Origin of the sequence: Paucibacter sp. DJ2R-2, assembly GCF_025717675.1 — a bacterium.
In the GTDB taxonomy this organism is placed as follows: domain Bacteria; phylum Pseudomonadota; class Gammaproteobacteria; order Burkholderiales; family Burkholderiaceae_C; genus Paucibacter_A.
Genome location: NZ_JAJIRT010000003.1, coordinates 80,896 through 99,993, shown reverse-complemented (window position 1 = coordinate 99,993; position 19,098 = coordinate 80,896). Strand labels below are relative to the sequence as shown.

The window sequence follows — 19,098 nt, the reverse complement described above, 5'->3', positions numbered from 1 at the left end:
CCATGACCTTGAATACCAACAACGAACAGTTTCGCGATCTTGTCGCCTCGACCGGCCTTCCTTCTGCGGTGGCCATGACCATCTTCAACCGAGGCTTGGGTGCCAATGCCTGTACAGCGAGTGCTTGGGCAGGCTATCTCAGCGAACCGGGATCGCCACAGTACCGGGAACTGAATGCTGACCTACTGAAACACGCAGAAGCCCAGTTCGCAGCCGCAGTACGTTGAGCCACCGCGACCCTAACAACACCGCCGGCGCAATCGCTCAGCCTGGGGCGCTGCACCGGATCAGGCATCCCACCAGGGCCATCGCGAACAAGAGTTTGGCCACCAGCCAGGTGGTGAAGCGGTAACGCCCGTTCATGGCGACAGCCCGGTGCAAGCGCGAGCACAAACTGAGAAAGGCGAACCCGCAAACCATCAGCCACAAGTCGCCCGAAGCCGGGGGCAAGGACCTCGAGCCGACCATCCAAAGACCGGGCCACAGCACGGCATCCAAAGCAGCCAGCAATCGGCGCCCCGGCCAGTAGGCGGCATCCGGTTCCGGCTCAGGTTCGCGCACCCAGATCACCCACATGACTCGCTCCTTGATCCCCTGGAGCGGCAAGGGCGTCACTCCATCGTCCCTGTATTGACGTTTGACGGAGCATCACCCTCAAGCGGTCCCGCTTCCGAGGTCATACCTCCCAAACTTGACCGGCCCCACGACACGCTGAATTTGAGGCAGAAGTCATCGCAGGGTCCCCAGCAACGTCGTCCTAGAGTTTCAACACGCAGCCCGAGGTGGACTGCAAAGCTCCTGGAGACCATCGTGTCGACTTCGCTACCCCTTTGCGATCTCAAGCAGCCTCACGCCGCGTCACTCGCACTACGAGGATCGCTGGGGTTCAGCATGGCGAAGCGGGCAGCCGGGCTGCTGCTGGCCGCGATCACGCTGACAGCCACACCGGCCTTCGCCGTCGACGGTTGCCTGGTATTGCTGTGCTTTGCCGCGCCGAGCTGGCGGGCGATTCCCCAATGTGTGCCCGTGATTCGCCAGCTGCTTCGCGATCTCGCACGCGGCCGCGTTTTTCCGCACTGCGGCATGGCTGGCGCAGGCAATAGTGGCACCCACGAATGGGCCCAGGCCCCCGGCAACTGCCCACCCCAGTACGTCCACTACGTCGAGCGGCCGAACGGCGTCATCCCCGTCTGCGAATTCGACGGGGCCGTGGCAGTCAACCTTCGCAGCGACTTTTGGTCCCGCACTTGGTGGTCTCTCAATGGTGACAGCGTGACCGAATTCAGCCCGGAGGCCAAGCGGCAACTGAGCACATGGGACCCACGCTTCGACGAAGACTACGCCCGTTGGCTGTCCATGCAGCCACCACCCAACGAGTGCCCAGGCTGCTGACGCCATGGACGCCGCCACCTTTGCAGCCCTGGCCCTGGCCTGCGCTCCGGCCGTCCATGTGGACACCGCGCGCGCATTGGTCGCCGTCGAGAGCGGCTTCAATCCCAATGCAATAGGCCTTGTCGGCGGCATGCTGGATCGTCAGCCCCGCCACCTTGCCGAAGCCGTGGCCACGGCTCGCGCCCTGCATGCCGTGGGCTGGAACTTCAGCGTCGGTCTCGGCCAAATCAACGTCAGACACTTCAAACGCCTGGGCATGGCCCTGGAGACGGCATTTAGCCCTTGCGCGAATCTTGCTGGCATGCAAACCGTTCTGACCGAATGCTTCAAGAGAGCGGCGCCAAACAAAGGCCAAGGCCTCGACCCTCAATCGGCACTTCGGCGCGCCTTGTCCTGCTACTACAGCGGCAACGTCATAACTGGATTTCAGCACGGCTACGTCCGCAAAGTGATGGCGGCCGCCCAGCGATCCACATCCCCTTCCCCAACACACCCACCGAAGGAGAAGACATGAAACGCATCGATCTTGTGCGGCGCGACACGCCGATCTTCATCGCCCTGGCGCAAGCACTGGTGTCCTCGTCCGCCATGGCCCAGGGCTTCGAAAAAATCAACACCACGGTCACCAATGTGAATGCCATCCTCGTGACCATCTCAGTGGCCGTCGTGACCATGGCCATCATTTGGGCTGGCTTCAAGATGATCTTTCAGGGGGCGCGTCTGGTTGACGTGGCCAACGTGCTGATCGGCGGTACCTTGGTCGGCGGCGCCGCGGCCTTCGCCAGCTTCATCGTGCTCTGATCGCTGACGAGCACCATCATGCAAAGCGAGGCCATCTACAAAGGCGCTACTCGTCCGGCCATGAAGCTGGGCGTTCCATTGGTGCCACTGGTTCTGCTCTCCGGCAGCGGCTTGCTGATATGCCTGTGGGGCGGCCTCCTGCTCAGCGGTTGGATCGCACTGGCCGTGCTGGCCGCTCTGCTGCCCACCTTCTTCTGGATGCGCATCGTCACCAGCCGCGACGACCAGCGTCTGCGACAGATGCTTGTGGCCTTGAAGCTGCGCCGCTGGGACCGCAATCACGGCCTCTGGAACGCACGCAGCTATGCACCCAACCTGTACCGGGGGGCCTCCGATGCTTGGCATACCTGACACCAACGCCGCGGACCACGCGGCACCGAACCGAAGCCTCTTTCGTGGCCGCCGACCGCGACACTGGGAACAGATCCGAGCCGAGAACCCCATGGCGCGCTTTGTGCCCTTCTCGTCCCTGGTCAGCCCTCATGATGTGATCACCCGCGGTGGAGACTATCTGAGGGTGTGGCGGCTTGAAGGCGTGGCTTTCGAGTGTGCGGACGATCACCAGATCACAGAGCGCCATGAAGCCTTGTGCAGCCTGCTGCGCAACCTCTCGGGCGGCCAGTGGGCGGTTTGGACCCACCGCATTCATCGGACCGTTGGCGACCGCCTGCGCGATCCGGCGCATCCAGGCTTTGCGCAAGACCTGTCACGCCGCTACCAGGACGGTTTGAATCAACGGCCCATGATGAGCAATGAGCTCTATCTGACCTTGGTCTACCGCCCCCATGCCTTTCGCATCAGCCGGGCTCTCCAGGCTCGACAACGCACGCGAGCTGCCATCGCCGAGGCACAAGCAGAGGCCTTGCGCGTCATGGAAGAACGGTCAGCCCTCGTGGAGCGGGTCTTGCGTGGCTTTGGTCCGCAGCTGCTGGGTACCCGACAGCATCAGGGGCGCAGCTGGTCCGAGGTGGCCGCCTTTTTGGGATTTCTGGTGAATGGTTGCTGGCGGCCAATCCCGATGACGCCGACCCCTCTCTATCGAACCTTGCCTACGGCACGTCTGTCCTTCGGAGGCGACAAGCTTGAACTCCGGCAAGGCAGCCACATCCGCTACGCCGCACTGGTCGACATCAAGGAATACGCCGATGCCGTGGAGCCTGGCATCTTGAACGCATTGCTCTACGAACACAGCGAATTCATCGAAACCCAGAGCTTCTCCATCCTTCCGCGCCGGCAGGCCATGCGCGCACTGGAACTGCAGCGCGACCAACTGATCGCCAGCGACGACGCGGTCGCCAGCCAAGTGGCCGAGATGGACCTGGCCATGAACGAGCTCGGAGATGGCCAGTTCTGCATGGGCGAGTACCACTACTCACTGATCGTCTTCGGCAAGGATGTCGCCGATGCCGGCCGACGGGCAGCCCAGGCCATTGGGGCTGTCGGTGAAGCTTCGGCACTGCAGATGGCACCGGTGGATCTCGTCGCCGATGCGGCCTGGTTCGCCCAAATGCCAACCAACTGGCAGTGGCGTCCGCGCGAAGCCAAGCTCTCATCGCGCGCCTTTGCCGCCCTGGCCAGCGGACACAACTTCGCGCGCGGCAAGCGTGACGGCAACCCCTGGGGAGAGGCCCTGGCGTTGCTGCGCACACCGTCAGGACAACCTTTCTACCTCAACCTGCACAGCAGCCCCGATGGAGAAGACTCGATCGACCAAAAGCTGCCAGGCAACACCCTGATCATCGGCTCCACCGGCGTCGGCAAAACCACGCTGGAGATGTTCCTTCTCTCCCTGACGCAGAAGTGGCAGCCTGCTCCGCGCCTGGTCCTGTTTGATCTGGACCGCGGATGCGAGATCGCACTGCGAGCACTCGGCGGCCGCTACTTCACGCTTGAAGCCGGCAAGGCAACCGGATGCAACCCACTGCAGCAACCACCCACGCCAGCACGTCTGCAGTTCTGGGAGCAGCTGATTCGAACCTGCATCACCAGCACTGCTCTGCCGCTTCTACCCGCCGACGAGCGCGCCATCGCCGATGCAGTCAAAGCCGTGGCGATGATGCCGGCGCCGCTACGCCGCTTTTCAACGCTGCGCCAGAACCTGCCCAAGGCCGGAGAAAACAGCCTCTATGAGCGCCTGGGCCGCTGGTGCGAAGGTGGCCCGCTCGGCTGGGTGTTCGACGAAGCGCCTGATCAGCTGGGAGACATGCCGCAGGCCACCATCCTGGGCTTTGACACCACCGAATTTCTGGAGCTGCCCGAGGTCCGCACACCGATCATGATGTACCTGCTGCATCTGATGAACGAGCTGGTCAATGGAGATCGACTGATCTATGTGATCTCCGAGTTTTGGAAAGCGCTGGACCACGACATCTTCAGCGATTTCGCCAAGCACCAGCAAAAGACCATCCGCAAGCAAAACGGCCTGGGCATCTTCGACACCCAGAGTCCCTCGGACGTCCTGCGCCACCCCATCGGCCGGACCTTGGTCGAGCAGAGCGTGACCAAGATCTTTCTAGCCAATCCTGAAGCGGTGCGCGAAGAGTACGTAGATGGCTTCGGCCTCAGCGACGCGGAATTCGACATCGTGCGCAGCCTGAGCGCCCAAGGCGGACGCCGCTTTCTAGTCAAGCAAGGTCACCACAGTGCCATCTGCGAGCTCGACCTGACAGGTCTGGATGACCTCATCACGGTGCTTTCCGCCACCACCGACAACGTGGCCCTGCTCGAAAGTCTGCGCTTGGCTCATGGCGAAGCGCCCGCGCAGTGGTTGCCCCGCTTGCTCCAGGACGTGCAGCTTCGCAAGGCCCGCAACTCAAGGAGTTCCGCATGAATCTGGCTCACCCCACGATAGCCCTGCTGTGCCTGGCAGCGCTGACGGCCCAAGCCCAGTACGTCAAGGGCAATGAGGCGGTGCGCATCCTTCCCGGCGGCAGCAAGCGTATCGAAACACCGCCCACCACTCACGCACTATTGCCAAAGCCTTGCGCCGCAGCGAGTCCTGGCTGTCTGGGGGGAGGCTGGCGCATGGTTGAAACCCCAGAAGGACTGATGGAGTGCACCGAGATCTATGCCCGACCCACCACCTGCCGTGCGTCTACCTATGGCGCACAGAAGCGCTCACGCTTGTGGATTGTGAAGACGGGTGGGCAATGGATGCATTGCAGCTACCCCGACTTGAACCAGGACTGCGTGAGCACCAAAAGCCTGCCGTCCCCGGCTGTGCAATAGGCAGTCGGGAGCCACGCCATGTTCACCTGGGTCGGCAATCAGCTACATGCAGTGCTCGGCACCTATGTGCTGGGTGTGGTGACAGCATTGATGACGGCCATCACCCCGCTCGCACTGACCTGTATGACTGTCTGGGTGACGCTCTATGGCTGGGCGGTGTTGCGCAATGAGGTGTCAGAAAGCATCCCGGTGTTCGCGTGGAAGGTCTTCAAAGTGGGCTTGGTCCTGGCCTTTGCACTGCAGTCTGCCTTCTACATACGCCACGTATCCGAAACCGCGGAGGCATTGGCTTACGGTGTAGCAACAACATTCTTACCTTCGTCATCAGATCCTCTAACGGTGACCTCGCCCTACTCGCTCTTGGACACCTTCAACGACCAGGCCAGCCAACTGGTCTCTGACCTCTTCCGGGAAGTCAGCCTCACACGACTGGACCTGCTGTTCGCCGTTGTCTTGACATCAATCGGCAATGCAGTCTTTCTTTGCATCGCCCTCTATGTGGTCACACTCGCAAAGCTCTTCCTCGCCTTTGTCCTCGCTGTCGGGCCCTTGTTCATTCTCTGCCTGGCATGGCGGCCCACCGCTCGATTCTTCGACAGTTGGCTGTCTATGGTCTTGAACGCCGTGGTCCTGACCTGGTTCTCCTTCTTTGCCCTGGGCCTGAGCCTGCACATGGGTCAGGCGATGGTCCACACCATTGAAGACCACGGCGGCTTTCTTGGCCCCAGCTTCAACGCTGTGACCGAGTCCATTCGGTACTGCATCGTCATGGTCTTGATGGCCATCATCTGCTTCCAGGCGCCAAACCTGGCCTCGGCGCTGACGGGCGGGGCAGCCGTCCAGCAAGGCATACAAATGATTCAGAACGCGATGACGGCTTCGCGTGGACGCTCGGCACCCTCAGCCTCTGAATCAGGCTCCGCCCCAGGGGGCGTGATGCGAGCAGGCGCAGGTCTTCCCTATGCAGCAGGACATCGGGCGGCCAACACGGGCCGTACTGCCAGCGCGGCAGTGCAGGAACTTGGCGACATGGCTCGCCGTGGCTACGGCGCCGTCCGAAGCGCCGCCTACAAACTGGCCGCCCAACGCGGCCGCAGCTGATCTCCGCAGTCCACAGGAGGACTCAATGGCTCACACCTTCCAACTCATCTCCGCACTGTCGGCTGCGCTCAGCGCTGCGCCTGTTCTGGCCCAAGGCATCCCCGTGATCGATGTGGCCAACCTGGCCCAAACCGTTCAACAGGTGGTCAACGACATCACCCAGATCAACAACCAGGTCGCCCAGATTCAGCAGATGCAGCAGCAAATCCAGGCGAGCACCGGCAGCCGCAACCTCGGCACCGTGTTCAACAACCCGCTGCTGAAGAACTATGTGCCTGCCGAGGCCTACACCCTGCTCAATGCGAGCGACAGTTCCGGCTACGTCGGCTTGAGCACCACAGCCAAGGTCTTGCGCGACCGCGGCATGGTCTACAACTGCTTGGATCTCAATGGCGAGGCACGCAATCAATGCCAGGCGCGGCTGGCGCAGCCGTACCAGCACAAAGGCTTGCTGCAGGACGCGATGCGAGCCGCAGCTGGCCGCTTGACCCAAATCCAAACCCTCATGGCGCAGGTCAACGCGACGACCGATCAGAAATCGGTGCTGGAAGTTCAGGCGCGCATCGGCGCAGAGAACGCCTTGCTCTCCCATGAGATGTCGCAGATTCAGATGTTGCAGGGCATGGCCGACAGCGAAGAACGCATCGCCCGCTCGCGTGACCGCGAGCGTCAGTACCAGATGCTCTCCCGAAGGGGCAAGGTATCTGACTTCCTGCCCTAGAGCCCCCACTGGCCCACCTCGCAACCCACCACACGCCATCAAGCAGAACGCACGCTGAGCGGCCGGTACCGCAGTGCCATCGGAGATCTTCATATGAGTGCCATCCTGAACAGAGGTCACGCTGCCGCATGGCCAGACCCCAAGGCCGTTTCAAATCCACCACCAGCTGATGTGGAGGCCATAGAGTGCAATCGAGCCTGGGAGATTGATCGGTCCGTGATGCTCGAAGCCTCTGAGCGCCGCGCCTGGTGGGTGGCGATCGCAGGCCTAGGTCTGGGTCTCATGGGCATCGCGGCCGTCTTTGTGCAAGGGCCACTGCGTCGCGTGATCGAGATCCCCATCGTGGTGGACCGCGTCACTGGCGAGGCCACCATCCAGCAGCGACTGAGTGTGGAATCCATTCCGCCTCTGGAGGCCCTGGACAAGCACAACCTGGCCACCTTCGTGCGTGCTCGCGAGGGCTACAGCTGGATGTTCCTTCAACGCGACTTCGACCAAGTCGCCCGCATGGCAGTTCCCACAGTGTTTTCCGACTACAGCCGGCAGTTCGAAGGTGATGCTCCGCTGCACAAGCGTGTGGGTTCCAGCGAAGACTGGCGCATTCAGGTGATCCACATTCGCCTAGCCGCATCGGGCCGCAGCGGCAATCGCGGTGAAGCCACGGTCACCTACGACAAGATCGTTCGAGCCAGCGAGCGCAACATGCCGGAGCTAAACAGTCGCCACGTGGCCAGCGTGGTTTACCAATACCAACCTGAGGCACTGGCAAAGGAACGCGACCGCCTTGAGAACCCGTTCGGCTTCGTCGTAACGGCCTACCGATCCGACCCCGAAATCAATACCAACGTGCCGGGGCAACGGCCATGAATCCGCGAACACTGCTTGCAGCGGCCACGGCGCTGTTGACCTGCCGCGCAGCACTGTGCACGCCACCAGGCATTCCGGCAACACCCGAGCCGCGCCTGCGCGAGGTGATCTACAGCGCTCTGTCGGTGGTCACCGTGCCGGTACGGCGTGGCATCGTGACCCATGTCGTCTTGGACGGCGACGAAACCATCCGGGAAGTGGCGGCGGGGCTCGGTGGTGACTGCCTCAGGGCCGACTCCGCCTGGTGTGTGGTGGCCCAGGCGGGTGACCGTCATCTGTTCATCAAGCCCAAGAGCACCGCCTCAGCGGCCAACAACCTGGCTGTTGTCACCGACCAGCGCGTGCATGCCTTTCGCTTTGAAGTCTTGAGCGACAGGAACCCTCATCCGCCGGTGTACCGCCTTCGCGTCAAGGCCCCATCGACACGAAAAGAAACAGACAACTCGCAAGAAATCGCTGCGCCGACACGCCCGTTCTCCTGGCCGCCCCATGTGCTGCACAGCTTGCAGCAAGCTGCCCTGCAGCCGCCCCTCTCCGACTCGCAAGTCGTGGCGGAAAGGCTCCATTCCAAAGCGCAGCCCATCAACACTCAATACTCGATGGCAGAGGGCTCCGATTCCCAGGAGATCCTCCCGTCACTGGTGTTTGACGACGGTCGCTTCACCTACCTGCAGTATCCCGGCAATCGTGAGGTGCCCGCGGTCTTCCAGGTCCAGGGCGACGGCAGCGAAAACGTGGTGAACGCCCGCATGGAAGACGACATGCTGGTGATTGATCGCGTCAGCAGGCATTGGATGCTCCGCACCGGCGCGGCCGTGATTGGCCTTTGGAACGACGCCTTCGATCTGGACGGGAATCCGCCTTCTCATGGGACCACCGTGCCGGGTGTGGTGCGCTCGCTGAAGCCTGGCTTTGAAGCAAGGCGCGCTGCCAAATCTGGAGGCTTGCCATGAGCCCAGACACCTCCACGAAGGACCGGACCGGCTGCGCTGAGCCCTCCACACCCAGTGGCCACAGAGATGCCGACGCCCAACCAGGGTTCGACAGCCAAGCACCCGGCATGGCTCCACTTCCAGGCGAGCCTGCCATTCCTGATGTGTGCGACAACACGAGGCGCAAGTGGTCAAAGAAGGGACTGTGGGCGGTGGGTCTGCTGATTTTCGCGCTGAGTGCGCTGACAGCGATGGGCATTCAGCGCCTGATGACATATCTCAAAAAGCCGGCAGGCACTGAGACCCGGTCGCTACGAGACAGGCCCATGGCCGCCTCGCTCGAGCTACGCAAGTTCGACCTTGTAGCCAACTCCGCTGATCCCTCCTCCATCAGCTTCCCTCCCGCCAAAAATCAAAACCCGAGCCCCTCGGGCACTGTCGCTACGGTCACCATCCCTGCACCTATCCCCACTTCGGAAGACCTGGCAGATCCCATCGGAGTTCGGAAAACCAGCGCCTCCAACCCGGGGAGGTCTGAGCGATCAACTATGCATCCCGAGGATGCCCCGATTCTGCTGGTCAGCACGCGACCTGTTCCAAGCACGCTCATCTCAATGGCAACGCTCCCCCGAACTGCCAATGAATCAGGCGACGCCCCGCAGCAGGCAGCAGGAGCAATCGGCACGACGGATGCCCTGGATGCCACCGCCCGCAACCTTCAGGAATACCAAGCCCGTCTGCAAACCCTGCTGGCTTCTTTGACTCAAGGCGCCGAGCTGGCTGCAAGCCCCAAGCTCCAATTGAATGAGATGCCCGCTGAAGACCGAGACGGCGAGCTGGCCGTGCGATCCGCCGCTTCGCGGGGTTCACCCATCTCAACCCCTGGCGATCAGGCCCTCGCCGGTTTCCGCCCCACCGAGAGGGCCGCATCCGGCAACGGACTCTTTGGAGGACAACTCCAGGCATCCAGCACCGCGAGAGTGATGGCCTCGCGCCTGAGCCCTCGCAGCCTGATGCTGCCCAAGGGCACCGCCTTTACCTGTGCACTCAAGACACGCGTCATCAGCGCCACCTCTGGCCTGCTTGGGTGCCAGGTTCAACGCCATGTGTACAGCGAAGACGGCCGCGTGTTGCTGATCGAGCGCGGATCCCACTTGGACGGAGAGTACCGGGTCAGCGGCATGAAGCCGGGCTCGATCCGCATTCCGGTCCTTTGGACACGTATACGAACACCACTGGGCATCGTCGTGGACTTGGATTCACCCGGCACAGGGCCGCTGGGTGAGTCCGGCATCGAGGGACATGTCGACAAACGCTGGGGCGAACGCATAGGCGCAGCCCTCCTGCTTTCGTTGATCGACGACTCAGTGAAGCTGGTGATCCAAAACCAGAGCGAAAGAGAGCCCAGGCGGGGGGGCAACGACACCGTCGTGCTGCCCTCCACCACTGCCAACACCAGCAAGCTGGCGGAGAAGGTGCTGGACAGCACCATCAACATCCCCCCGCTGATCTATCAGAACCAAGGTGCATTGGTGGGCATCTACGTCGCCCACGATGTGGACTTTTCGTCGGTATACGAGCTGAGGCCGGCGCCGCGCAGCAATCCGCGCCAGGAAGCGCCATGAGCGAGATCATCAAAGAGTCTCCTGGGGAGTTCAAGGACGACTCCAAATGCGACGCCGCCTGGCTCGGAGATGCCACCTCCGTCACTGAGTTCCTGCGTCCCTTGCGTGAGCAGCTCGATCAGGCCGGCGTTTACGAAGTCTGCGTCAACCGACCCGGCGAACTGATGGTGGAGACCGCCAGCGGCTGGAAAGCTGTACCGGCACCATGCATGACCCAAGAACGCTGCCTGTCTCTGGCCACCGCCGTCGCCACCTTCTGCGATCAACAAATCAACCAGGAGCACCCGCTGCTCTCCGCCACATTGCCCAGCGGGGAACGCATCCAGTTCGCCATTCCCCCTGCGGTGTCACGAGGCACGGTCTCAATCACCGTGCGCAAACCCTCGACGCTGAACAAGTGCCTCGATGACCTAGCCCTTGAAGGACTGTTCTCCCGCCTGCATCAGGACATCGAAGCCAGCGGCCTTGAACCCATCGAACAAGAACTTCTGGCCCTGCAGTCACGCGGTCGCTATGTGGAGATGCTGCGCCTTGCGATCCAGCGCCGCCAGACCCTGATCATCAGTGGGAGAACCGGCTCAGGCAAAACCACCTTCATGAAGAGCTTGATCGACGAAGTCCCAAGGCAGGAACGATTGATCACCATCGAAGACACCCCGGAGCTGACCCTGCCCCACCACCCGAACGCAGTGCATCTCTACTACAGCAAAGACGATCAAGGCACAGCGCGGGTCACTGCCAAATCACTGCTGGAAGCCTGCCTGCGGATGAAACCGGATCGCATCTTTCTGGCCGAGCTGCGTGGCGACGAGTGCTTTCATTTCGTGAGATTGGCCGCCTCCGGACATCCGGGCAGCATCACCTGCGTGCACGCAGGCAGTTGCGCCCTGGCCATCGAACAGATGGCGCTGATGATCCGCGAAACCGAAGCTGGCAGCGGCCTTAGCCTGGAAGAGATCCGACGCCTGTTGGACATTGTTGTCGACGTCATCGTTCAGTTCGAACGGGACGAACAAGGCCGATTCATCTCCGAGCTGCAGTACCGCCCACGCAGTCTGCGAGCTCGCCACCTGGGCCAGCCAAGCCGAAGGCCACTGCCAGGGATGGCAGAAGCAACGGATCTGAAGCCCATACAGAACCGTGCTGGGAGCCCAGTATGAGCCGCGCTGGTGCATTGCCGGGCCCAGCATGGTCCCCAAGTCGCAAGCTGGCTGCGGGCATCTTCGGCGCTGCAAGCCTGCTAGCAATGGCCGGTATCGCCAGCTACCTGGCTGCGGTCCTTTTCTTGGTCTGGTGTAGGGCGGACCCGCGCCTGGCCGGGCCCACCAGCATTTCTAGCTACTGGCGCCTGTACGCCAACGACCCCATGCTTCGCAAGCGTCTTCAGCTCGCCATCGGCATCGCAGGAATAGGGCTGCTGGTGCTGCCCACGGCGGCCATGGCCGCAGGCGTACGCACGCGCCGACCACTGCATGGAGACGCACGCTTCGCCACGCAGGCGGAGATTGCGCGCACAGGACTCTGTTCCAGCGACGGCTCACCGGCCATTCTTCTGGGACGCCATCGCGGCCGCTTTCTGAGCCTCAAGGGGCAGTTGTCCGTCATGCTGTCGGCCCCCACTCGCAGCGGCAAGGGGGTGGGTGTCGTGATCCCCAACCTCTTGAACTGGCCCGACTCTGTGGTGGTACTGGACATCAAAGGCGAAAACTACGACATCACGGCCGGCTACCGGGCCGCACACGGACACGCGGTCTATGCGTTTTCTCCATTCGACGAGGAGGCGTGCAGCCACCGCTGGAACCCTCTGGCCTCCGTCAGGATCACGTCCCTCCATCGTGTCGGCGACCTCCTGGCCATTGCACAGACATTCTTTCCGAGCGAGAGCGGCAGCACCTCGTCCGAAGCTTTTTTCAACGATCAGGCGCGCAGCCTCTTCATGGGGCTGGGACTGCTACTGCTTGAAACGCCTGAGTTGCCCCGAACCATGGGCGAAATGCTGCGCCAGTCCTCGGGCAAGGGGCGACCACTGAAAGAGCACTTGAGCAGCTTGATGAGCGAACGAAGCCGGAGCCTGCGACCGCTGTCCAGCGAATGCGCCGACGCACTGCAGCGCCTGCTCTCCAACTCAGACAACACCCTCTCGAGCATCGTTGCAACCTTCAATGCGCCATTGACCCTGTTTGCCGATCCCGTGGTGGATGCCGCGACCAGTGGCCAAGACTTCCGAGTTGAGGATCTGCGCCGTCGCCGAATGTCCATCTACGTGCGCATCCCTCCCAATCGGCTGGCAAATTCCAAGCCTCTGCTCAATCTTTTCTTCTCGCAACTGATCCACCTGAACACCCGACGCTTGCCTGAACAAGACAGTTCGCTGACGCTGCAGTGCCTGCTGGTCCATGACGAGTTCACATCCATGGGCCGAGTGCCCATCATCAGCAGCGCCGCCGGCTTCCTGGCGGGCTACAACCTGCGACTGCTCACCGTGGTCCAGGCCATGTCCCAGCTCGATGTGGTCTACGGGGACAAAGACGCACGGTCCTTCGCCACCAACCACGGCCTGCAAATCCTCTACTCACCGCGCGAACAGCGAGATGCGGACGAGTACAGCGCCATGCTGGGCTACTTCACGGAGCGCAGCACCTCTCGCGGGCACAGCCAGTCCTTCAGCGCCCAGGGGCACAGCACGGTCAGCCGCAATGAAAGCGATCAGCGCCGCGCACTGCTGTTGCCGCAGGAGTTCAAAGAGCTGGGCAGTGAACGCATGGTGCTGATCTTTGAGAACTGCAAACCCATTCTGGCCGAGAAGATTCGCTACCACCGGGATCCGGTCTTCATGCGTCGCCTCCTGCCACCGCCCGTGATTCAGCCCATCAACATGGAGCTTCACCTGGCTCGCGTGCAGCAACGTTGGCGCCATATCAAAGACGAGCTGGCGCCAGGAGAGACGCTCAATGCTGACACCTTGGCATACGACTTCAGCTCACTCCCGGAGAAATTCGAAGGCTCGCCAAGCACCATCGCCGAGGCACTGCTCAACTTTCTGAGCGATGAGGGAGCAAACCTGGGCACATACGGAGGAACGATCAGCCCGCTGGCTGACGCCGACGGTGTGCTGATCCATCACGAACTTTTAGAGGACAGCGCAGCGCCCTGCCCTGCGCCATGAAACTATCACCACGACTCCAAGCCGACGGAGACCCGCCATGCCAACAATCATGGATAAGCACGACACCTGGCCTCAATCGAATCACACACCCAAGGCACCGTCTGCAGCATATCGCCGAGGCAAACCACTCCCCAGACGAGCCGGCCTCGGCCTTGCACTCGCTGCCCTACTGACTCTGAGCTCATGCAGCTCAGCGCCAAAGCCCCCAACGGTGGATGAGAGCCGGCGGCGCCCGGCCAACACTGCCAGCACGGTCAGTTTGTATGCGTGCAGGAGTGAGCTCCACAACGCCAAACTTTTGAATCAGGACGCTGAACGTGGGCGTCAGGAGGCGCTGGCGGCACGCACTGCGACGACAGCGGAACTTACGGGCTTGCTCAACACACATTTGCAGCTCCTAGCCAGCATTCCTCCACATAAGAACTTGCCACCAGGGGCCAATCAAGTGCTGACGCTGTTCTTTGAGCCGGGCAGCTTACGACTCCAATTGCCTGAACCAAGCGCCAATGCTCTGGTCGAAGCAGCAAAAGCCGCACCCCTGGTGGTGATCCGAGGACGAACCGACGGCAGCTCGGCCACTCCAGCCGAAATCCGCATCGCCAGCGGCCGCGCCAAAGCAGCATTTGATTTCCTCGTCGCGGCAGGCGTCCAGCCCGACCGCATTCGCAGCACCTACCAAGCCAACGGGGATCACGCAGCCGACAACAGCACGCCCGAAGGGAGGAGCCGCAATCGCAGGGTTGAGATCGAAATCTACCGCACGCTTCCAACGAATTGGACGCCGCCAAACGGCAGCAGCTCGACCCCGAACTGAAGTTCGCACTGGCCACATCCCACACGGAGCTAGAACATGGACGCTGACAGCGCACCGACATACGGCCCGGCATCCAAGCCCGGCGGTCTCGTTGAACCCCAGACTCGCACTGCTATGACTGGCACCATAGGCCCATCCACCACCCGCTCCGCTGCCAAGCACTACGAGCTGCGAGATCCGTTCGAGGAGGTGACCTATCGAATACCCACCTTCTCAGGCATGGTGAGCAAGGCAGAGAGTCTAGGCAGCAGCCGCTTTGTCGAAGTGGCGGAGGACGGTTCCCGAATCCAAGTGGTAAAGACCGCTGGCACATGGGTGCGAGCCGTCCAAAGGTCTGAGCCTGCAGCACCTGCCCGAGCACCTGCGCCTGGGGCGATTGACAGTGCTAAGCCTGGCCAAGCCCCCGCTTCATCAAAGGCAAGCACGCGCCTGGTTGGCGATGTTGCCCCTCCTGTGTCGACAGTTCCTGAGAAGGGCTCACGAAAAAGCCAACGAAGCCTGTTGGTGGCCCAGATCGAAGCTGCGCTGGAGGAGCGCTATGTGATCAAGCGCAGCCCTTTATCCCTCGGCCCTCTAAGCATTGGCCACACCGAGTACCGGTTCAAAGGCGACGGCGCACGTGTGGCCTTCATTGAATCCACCGTCCGGCTGGCGACGGAGACCAACAACCCCTCGGTCGCCCGGTCCATGGTGGACGTGGCAGAGGCCCGCAACTGGAAGGGTCTGCGTATCTCGGGTCATGAAGACTTCAAGCGCATGGTCTGGCTAGAAGCGTCGATGCGGAGGATCAAGACTGTCGGCTACGAGCCCCAAGCCAGCGACTTGGAGTTGCTACAGCGAGAGAAAGTGGCCCGCATGAGCAATAGGATCGAGCACGCCAAAGAAACGCCTGAAAGCGCTTCACAAGCAGCAGCTCCCAAAACATCGGCCAGAGGCAACGGAGGCAGGAAGGCCGTACTCACAGCCATCGAAGCCGTGCTGATCGCCAAGCAGGTCCCCGACGGCATGCGTGTCGCCGTCATGGCAGCAGCCACAGATCAGCTGATGCAGCGAATACAGACAGGCCGCAGCCCGAAGGTCAAGGTGTACGACATCACAGCTCCCTCGCGAGCTCGGACCCATAACCCGCCGCCTGAACCTCAACGAGCCCGAGATCGAGAGGGTTTGACCCATGCACGCTGAGACGCAAAGGAAAGATACCGACCTGACAAAGCCGGAAGCTACGAATGGCGACATCGGTTGGCACGCGGGTCGGTTCTTAGTCGGCCGCCAAGAGATCGGCGCCTCCGATCCAGGCTTTGCTCAAGCCATCCGCGATGCTCATGAATCTCACCAACGACCTCGCTGTCTGTGCACCCCCGAGGGCGTCGAAATGTATATCGCGCGTTACGGTTCCGACCACATCGTCAAACGCATGCCAGATACGGGCCATTGCCATGCAAGCCAGTGCAGCTCCTTCGAGCCACCAGCCTCATGGTCGGGCCTCGCACCCTTGATTGGACATGCCATCCGTGAAGACCCTAGAACAGGTGAGACCCAGCTCAAGGTGGACTTTTCCTTGAGCCAACGAGCTGCACGCCAGGGCAACTCAGACGCCCACTGTGATGCGCGTGAGTCCAGAGCCGCGAGCAGCGCGGGTGCCACGCGCATGTCGCTGGGCTGCCTGCTGCAGTACCTCTGGGATCAGGCGGAACTGACCCGATGGCATGCAGGGTTTGCGGGCAAACGAACCTGGAGCACGGTCAGGAGGATGTTGCTTCACGCGGCCGAGTCCAAGCAAGTTCGCGGACAGGCCTTGCTCACCCACTTGTTTATTCCCGAGAGCTTCTCCGTGGAGCGGCGCGAAGAAATCGACGCTAGGCGCCTCGCCCACTGGAACCAGCTGCGCCGCGCACGTCGGCCTCGCCCATTGATGTTGCTGATCGCAGAACTCAAAGACCTGATGCCAGGCCGTTTTGGCTACCAAGCAGTCGTGAAGCACATGCCCGATCAAGCCTGGGTACTCCAAGAGCCCCTGTTTCGACGCCTTGAACGGCGATTTCAAACGGAGCTGACGCTCTGGAGCTCGTCACCAGAGTTGCGGCAATTGATGATTGGGGCCTTTTGGGTCAGTGAAGCAGGCGTCCCCACACTTGAAAGCCTGTCCTTGATGCCAGTGACGCCCGAGTGGCTGCCCGTTGAGGACCGTCAAGACCTAAACCTACTCCACGAGCTTTTGACAGCGCGGCGCTCCTTCATCAAGTCACAACGCTACCGTTTGCCACGCACGGCGCCTTCCGCGTCTGCCATCCTGACCGACACGGGCCGATCGCCAATACCGCTCTACATCGACAGATCAACATCTCAGGATCAGCCTTCTGCACTCGGCTGCACAGGAACCACTCTGCATGGCGGCTCAGACGGCTGGTGTTGGCGACTCAGTTCAGGGACCATGCCCACGCTGCCTTCAGCCAATCCTTGCTTTCGTCAGACATAAAGGCTTGGAAAGGCGACATGCGCCCAACGCGCACGGTGCCCTGGCGCAACTGCCTCAACGGCAAACCGAAGAGCTAGAAAATCGCCACGCATCACATGAGTGCAGACTCGCATCGACCGCGTCCTAGCTCTATCGCGAATTCAACGATCACGTTTGAGATCCTGGATGGCCTGGGGCAATGAAAGAGCAGTGCCCAGCATGGGCCTGCGCGAATGCACGGCACGATCCCGCTGCGCCGCCAATTCTCTGCCAAACGTTGACTCCTGAAGAAAGCTGGAGATGCGTGCGGCGAGCTCCCGATCTTCAGCCTTTGTCGACGCTCTGAGCGCGGACACGATCTGAGCCCAAGCCTCCAGGGCGCCGACTCGATTGCGTCGATAGGCCCCACCTGACTTTATGAGCGAAGCAGGCCTCTTAAGGCGACCTTGCTCTTGAGCGCTGCTCTGCCAGAGACTTTGATAACAACGCCCCTCACCGCGTGTGGCCTGGCGTGTCGCCTCGGCCTCAATACCCAGCCCGCGAAGGCGCTCTGCAAATGTCTCCCGCCAGCGATGCAAGTCAGCCTTGCGAGGATTCAGTCGCACCCCGTCCATAGATTCAGCCCTGACACACAGATGCACATGCGGATTTTCCTGATGCTCGTGAAGCACCATCACATAGCAATGCTCTTTGAGCTCGATCCGAGCAAACTCTCGAGCTGCCTGCAAGACACTCTGCCCTGCAGTACCCCGAGGCATTGAGAGCATCAAATTGAAGGCCTCGCGCCGGGGGCTGTTCTCTTCAATCAAGGAACCTCCGAAACGCCACTGCTCCAACAAGGCGCTCATCGCCTCGCGGCCCGTGTCTCTGACGCCACGATCATCCTCAAACTCTAGGCGACCGTTCTTGCTCATGTAGCGGAAGTGAGCAGAAATGGCCCCCATGCCGCGACCGCCACCGGTCACCTTCACCATGACTTGAGGGGCCCTTCTGACAACAGTCGCCTCTATTCGCCGCCGAATGGCTCCCGCTTGACGCTGAAGCGGCGCGCCCAATCGCGGAGGTGGCTTGACCCTAAACACCCGATTGCTCGGATAAAACAGGCGATCGCCCCAGTGCACCAGAACACCATCGATGTCACGGTGTGGAAGCATTGAGCTCTCCCTGTTCTTTCCGCGCAGCTTTGGCGCTCACAGCTTGTCGAAGCGGGCCAGACCTGACGGACGGCTGCAGCGCAGTAACCATGGGTGCAAGCAATGCAAGATGTTGAACGACAGTCTCTGTCAGTTGCGCTACCGACGTGTCACAAGAGGCAGGAACCGAAGCACAGTTCGCACGAAGCGTCGCAGTCAAACCCCTCAGATCAGCAGCCAAGGCCGCAAGCATGGCGTTGGATCGAATCAACGCGGCGCGGCTTTCTCGCTGGTCTGGCGCGACTGGACGAGGTGGGCAAGACGCCATGAGCTTCGCCACATACAGCCCCTGAGGCACGCAAGCCTCGCGTGCAGCCGACGCAAGCTCAAGCGCGCAATCAAGCGGAAGCCTCAAGGTCACTTTGACCCGAGCATTCGTGCACTGTTTGGACTCGAACACCCTCATCGAAGCGCCGGACTCAATCAACGAAGCACGCTCCAGCCACTCAAGAATTGCAGCCCTCAGCAAGGATGTCACGGGCACATTCTGTGACCTCGCAACGGCCAACAGGGCGCCATGACAACCTCGCAAGTCGACGGACATCCGTACGCGCCGCCCTGGACGATTTCCTGCGTCGGCTAAACAGCGCTCGCGTTGATCTGCTTTGACCATGATGGGCAATGTGCTTCAAATGCCGACACCGCCTCGCGGTGAATCATTCGCCAAATTCACCTTTGCTCGTGGTGCGGGCACTCTTCGCAGCTCTTCTGAACCGATCTAACAGCCTGCTCACGCGTATCAGGTGAAAACCTGTTCGACTTGCTAGTAGGCTTGCGAACCTCGCAGTCGCTGCGGGCCTACA

Annotated in this window: 19 protein-coding genes; 17 read left to right on the top strand and 2 right to left on the bottom strand. The window is 61.5% G+C overall.

Features of this window, described 5'->3' with window-relative positions:
- Positions 1 to 2 precede the first annotated feature (2 nt).
- Complete coding sequence (locus LNV28_RS09820; RefSeq protein WP_263568824.1) at positions 3 to 227, top strand: hypothetical protein; 225 nt, start codon at positions 3 to 5, stop codon at positions 225 to 227.
- 37 nt (positions 228 to 264) lie between these two features.
- On the opposite strand, the gene LNV28_RS09815 is transcribed toward LNV28_RS09820, so the two are convergent.
- Positions 265 to 576, bottom strand: coding sequence for a hypothetical protein (locus LNV28_RS09815; protein ID WP_263568823.1), 312 nt, complete (start codon positions 574 to 576; stop codon positions 265 to 267).
- Positions 577 to 810: 234 nt separating this feature from the next.
- Between LNV28_RS09815 and LNV28_RS09810 the strand changes: the two genes are divergently transcribed.
- The 16 genes from LNV28_RS09810 to LNV28_RS09735 all read left to right on the top strand — a co-directional run bounded on the left by LNV28_RS09810 (position 811) and on the right by LNV28_RS09735 (position 17,123).
- On the top strand, positions 811 to 1,392 hold the full coding sequence (locus tag LNV28_RS09810; RefSeq protein ID WP_263568822.1) for a hypothetical protein: 582 nt from the start codon (positions 811 to 813) through the stop codon (positions 1,390 to 1,392).
- Between the two features lie 4 nt (positions 1,393 to 1,396).
- Complete coding sequence (locus LNV28_RS09805) at positions 1,397 to 1,906, top strand: lytic transglycosylase domain-containing protein (RefSeq protein ID WP_263568821.1); 510 nt, start codon at positions 1,397 to 1,399, stop codon at positions 1,904 to 1,906.
- Positions 1,903 to 2,193 carry a TrbC/VirB2 family protein gene (locus LNV28_RS09800; RefSeq protein ID WP_263568820.1) on the top strand — a complete coding sequence of 97 codons (291 nt, stop codon included), beginning with the start codon at positions 1,903 to 1,905 and terminating at the stop codon, positions 2,191 to 2,193. Before LNV28_RS09805 ends, LNV28_RS09800 begins: the two co-directional genes overlap by 4 nt.
- A gap of 18 nt (positions 2,194 to 2,211) precedes the next feature.
- Positions 2,212 to 2,544: a VirB3 family type IV secretion system protein gene (locus tag LNV28_RS09795; protein WP_263568819.1), complete on the top strand. Its 333-nt coding sequence runs from the start codon at positions 2,212 to 2,214 to the stop codon at positions 2,542 to 2,544.
- A gap of 91 nt (positions 2,545 to 2,635) precedes the next feature.
- Positions 2,636 to 5,023: a VirB4 family type IV secretion/conjugal transfer ATPase gene (locus tag LNV28_RS09790; protein ID WP_263568818.1), complete on the top strand. Its 2,388-nt coding sequence runs from the start codon at positions 2,636 to 2,638 to the stop codon at positions 5,021 to 5,023.
- Positions 5,020 to 5,421 (top strand): hypothetical protein, encoded by a 402-nt coding sequence (locus LNV28_RS09785; RefSeq protein WP_263568817.1) that lies wholly within the window; start codon positions 5,020 to 5,022, stop codon positions 5,419 to 5,421. The genes LNV28_RS09790 and LNV28_RS09785 overlap by 4 nt, the downstream gene beginning before the upstream one ends.
- Positions 5,422 to 5,439: 18 nt before the next feature.
- Positions 5,440 to 6,522 carry a TrbL/VirB6 family protein gene (locus LNV28_RS09780; protein WP_263568816.1) on the top strand — a complete coding sequence of 361 codons (1,083 nt, stop codon included), beginning with the start codon at positions 5,440 to 5,442 and terminating at the stop codon, positions 6,520 to 6,522.
- A gap of 25 nt (positions 6,523 to 6,547) precedes the next feature.
- Positions 6,548 to 7,243: a TrbJ/VirB5 family protein gene (locus LNV28_RS09775; RefSeq protein WP_263568815.1), complete on the top strand. Its 696-nt coding sequence runs from the start codon at positions 6,548 to 6,550 to the stop codon at positions 7,241 to 7,243.
- Between the two features lie 93 nt (positions 7,244 to 7,336).
- Complete coding sequence (locus LNV28_RS09770) at positions 7,337 to 8,110, top strand: VirB8 family type IV secretion system protein (RefSeq protein ID WP_263568814.1); 774 nt, start codon at positions 7,337 to 7,339, stop codon at positions 8,108 to 8,110.
- 35 nt (positions 8,111 to 8,145) lie between these two features.
- Positions 8,146 to 9,063, top strand: a complete 918-nt coding sequence (locus LNV28_RS09765) for a TrbG/VirB9 family P-type conjugative transfer protein (protein ID WP_263568813.1) — start codon at positions 8,146 to 8,148, stop codon at positions 9,061 to 9,063.
- Complete coding sequence (gene virB10 / locus LNV28_RS09760; RefSeq protein WP_263568812.1) at positions 9,060 to 10,667, top strand: type IV secretion system protein VirB10; 1,608 nt, start codon at positions 9,060 to 9,062, stop codon at positions 10,665 to 10,667. Before LNV28_RS09765 ends, virB10 begins: the two co-directional genes overlap by 4 nt.
- A complete protein-coding gene (virB11, locus tag LNV28_RS09755) occupies positions 10,664 to 11,827 on the top strand; it encodes a P-type DNA transfer ATPase VirB11 (RefSeq protein WP_263568811.1) in 1,164 nt (387 codons plus the stop codon). The genes virB10 and virB11 overlap by 4 nt, the downstream gene beginning before the upstream one ends.
- An 86-nt stretch (positions 11,828 to 11,913) precedes the next feature.
- Positions 11,914 to 13,833, top strand: a complete 1,920-nt coding sequence (locus LNV28_RS09750) for a type IV secretory system conjugative DNA transfer family protein (protein ID WP_263568810.1) — start codon at positions 11,914 to 11,916, stop codon at positions 13,831 to 13,833.
- Positions 13,834 to 14,044: 211 nt separating this feature from the next.
- Entirely contained in the window at positions 14,045 to 14,647 is a 603-nt protein-coding gene (locus LNV28_RS09745) for an OmpA family protein (RefSeq protein ID WP_263568809.1), read from the top strand.
- A 504-nt stretch (positions 14,648 to 15,151) separates the two neighbouring features.
- Positions 15,152 to 15,829 carry an LPD7 domain-containing protein gene (locus LNV28_RS09740; protein ID WP_263568808.1) on the top strand — a complete coding sequence of 226 codons (678 nt, stop codon included), beginning with the start codon at positions 15,152 to 15,154 and terminating at the stop codon, positions 15,827 to 15,829.
- On the top strand, positions 15,819 to 17,123 hold the full coding sequence (locus LNV28_RS09735; RefSeq protein ID WP_263568807.1) for a DUF1173 family protein: 1,305 nt from the start codon (positions 15,819 to 15,821) through the stop codon (positions 17,121 to 17,123). Before LNV28_RS09740 ends, LNV28_RS09735 begins: the two co-directional genes overlap by 11 nt.
- A 140-nt stretch (positions 17,124 to 17,263) precedes the next feature.
- On the opposite strand, the gene LNV28_RS09730 is transcribed toward LNV28_RS09735, so the two are convergent.
- A complete protein-coding gene (locus tag LNV28_RS09730; protein ID WP_318013844.1) occupies positions 17,264 to 18,076 on the bottom strand; it encodes a relaxase/mobilization nuclease domain-containing protein in 813 nt (270 codons plus the stop codon).
- Between the last annotated feature and the right edge of the window lie 1,022 nt (positions 18,077 to 19,098).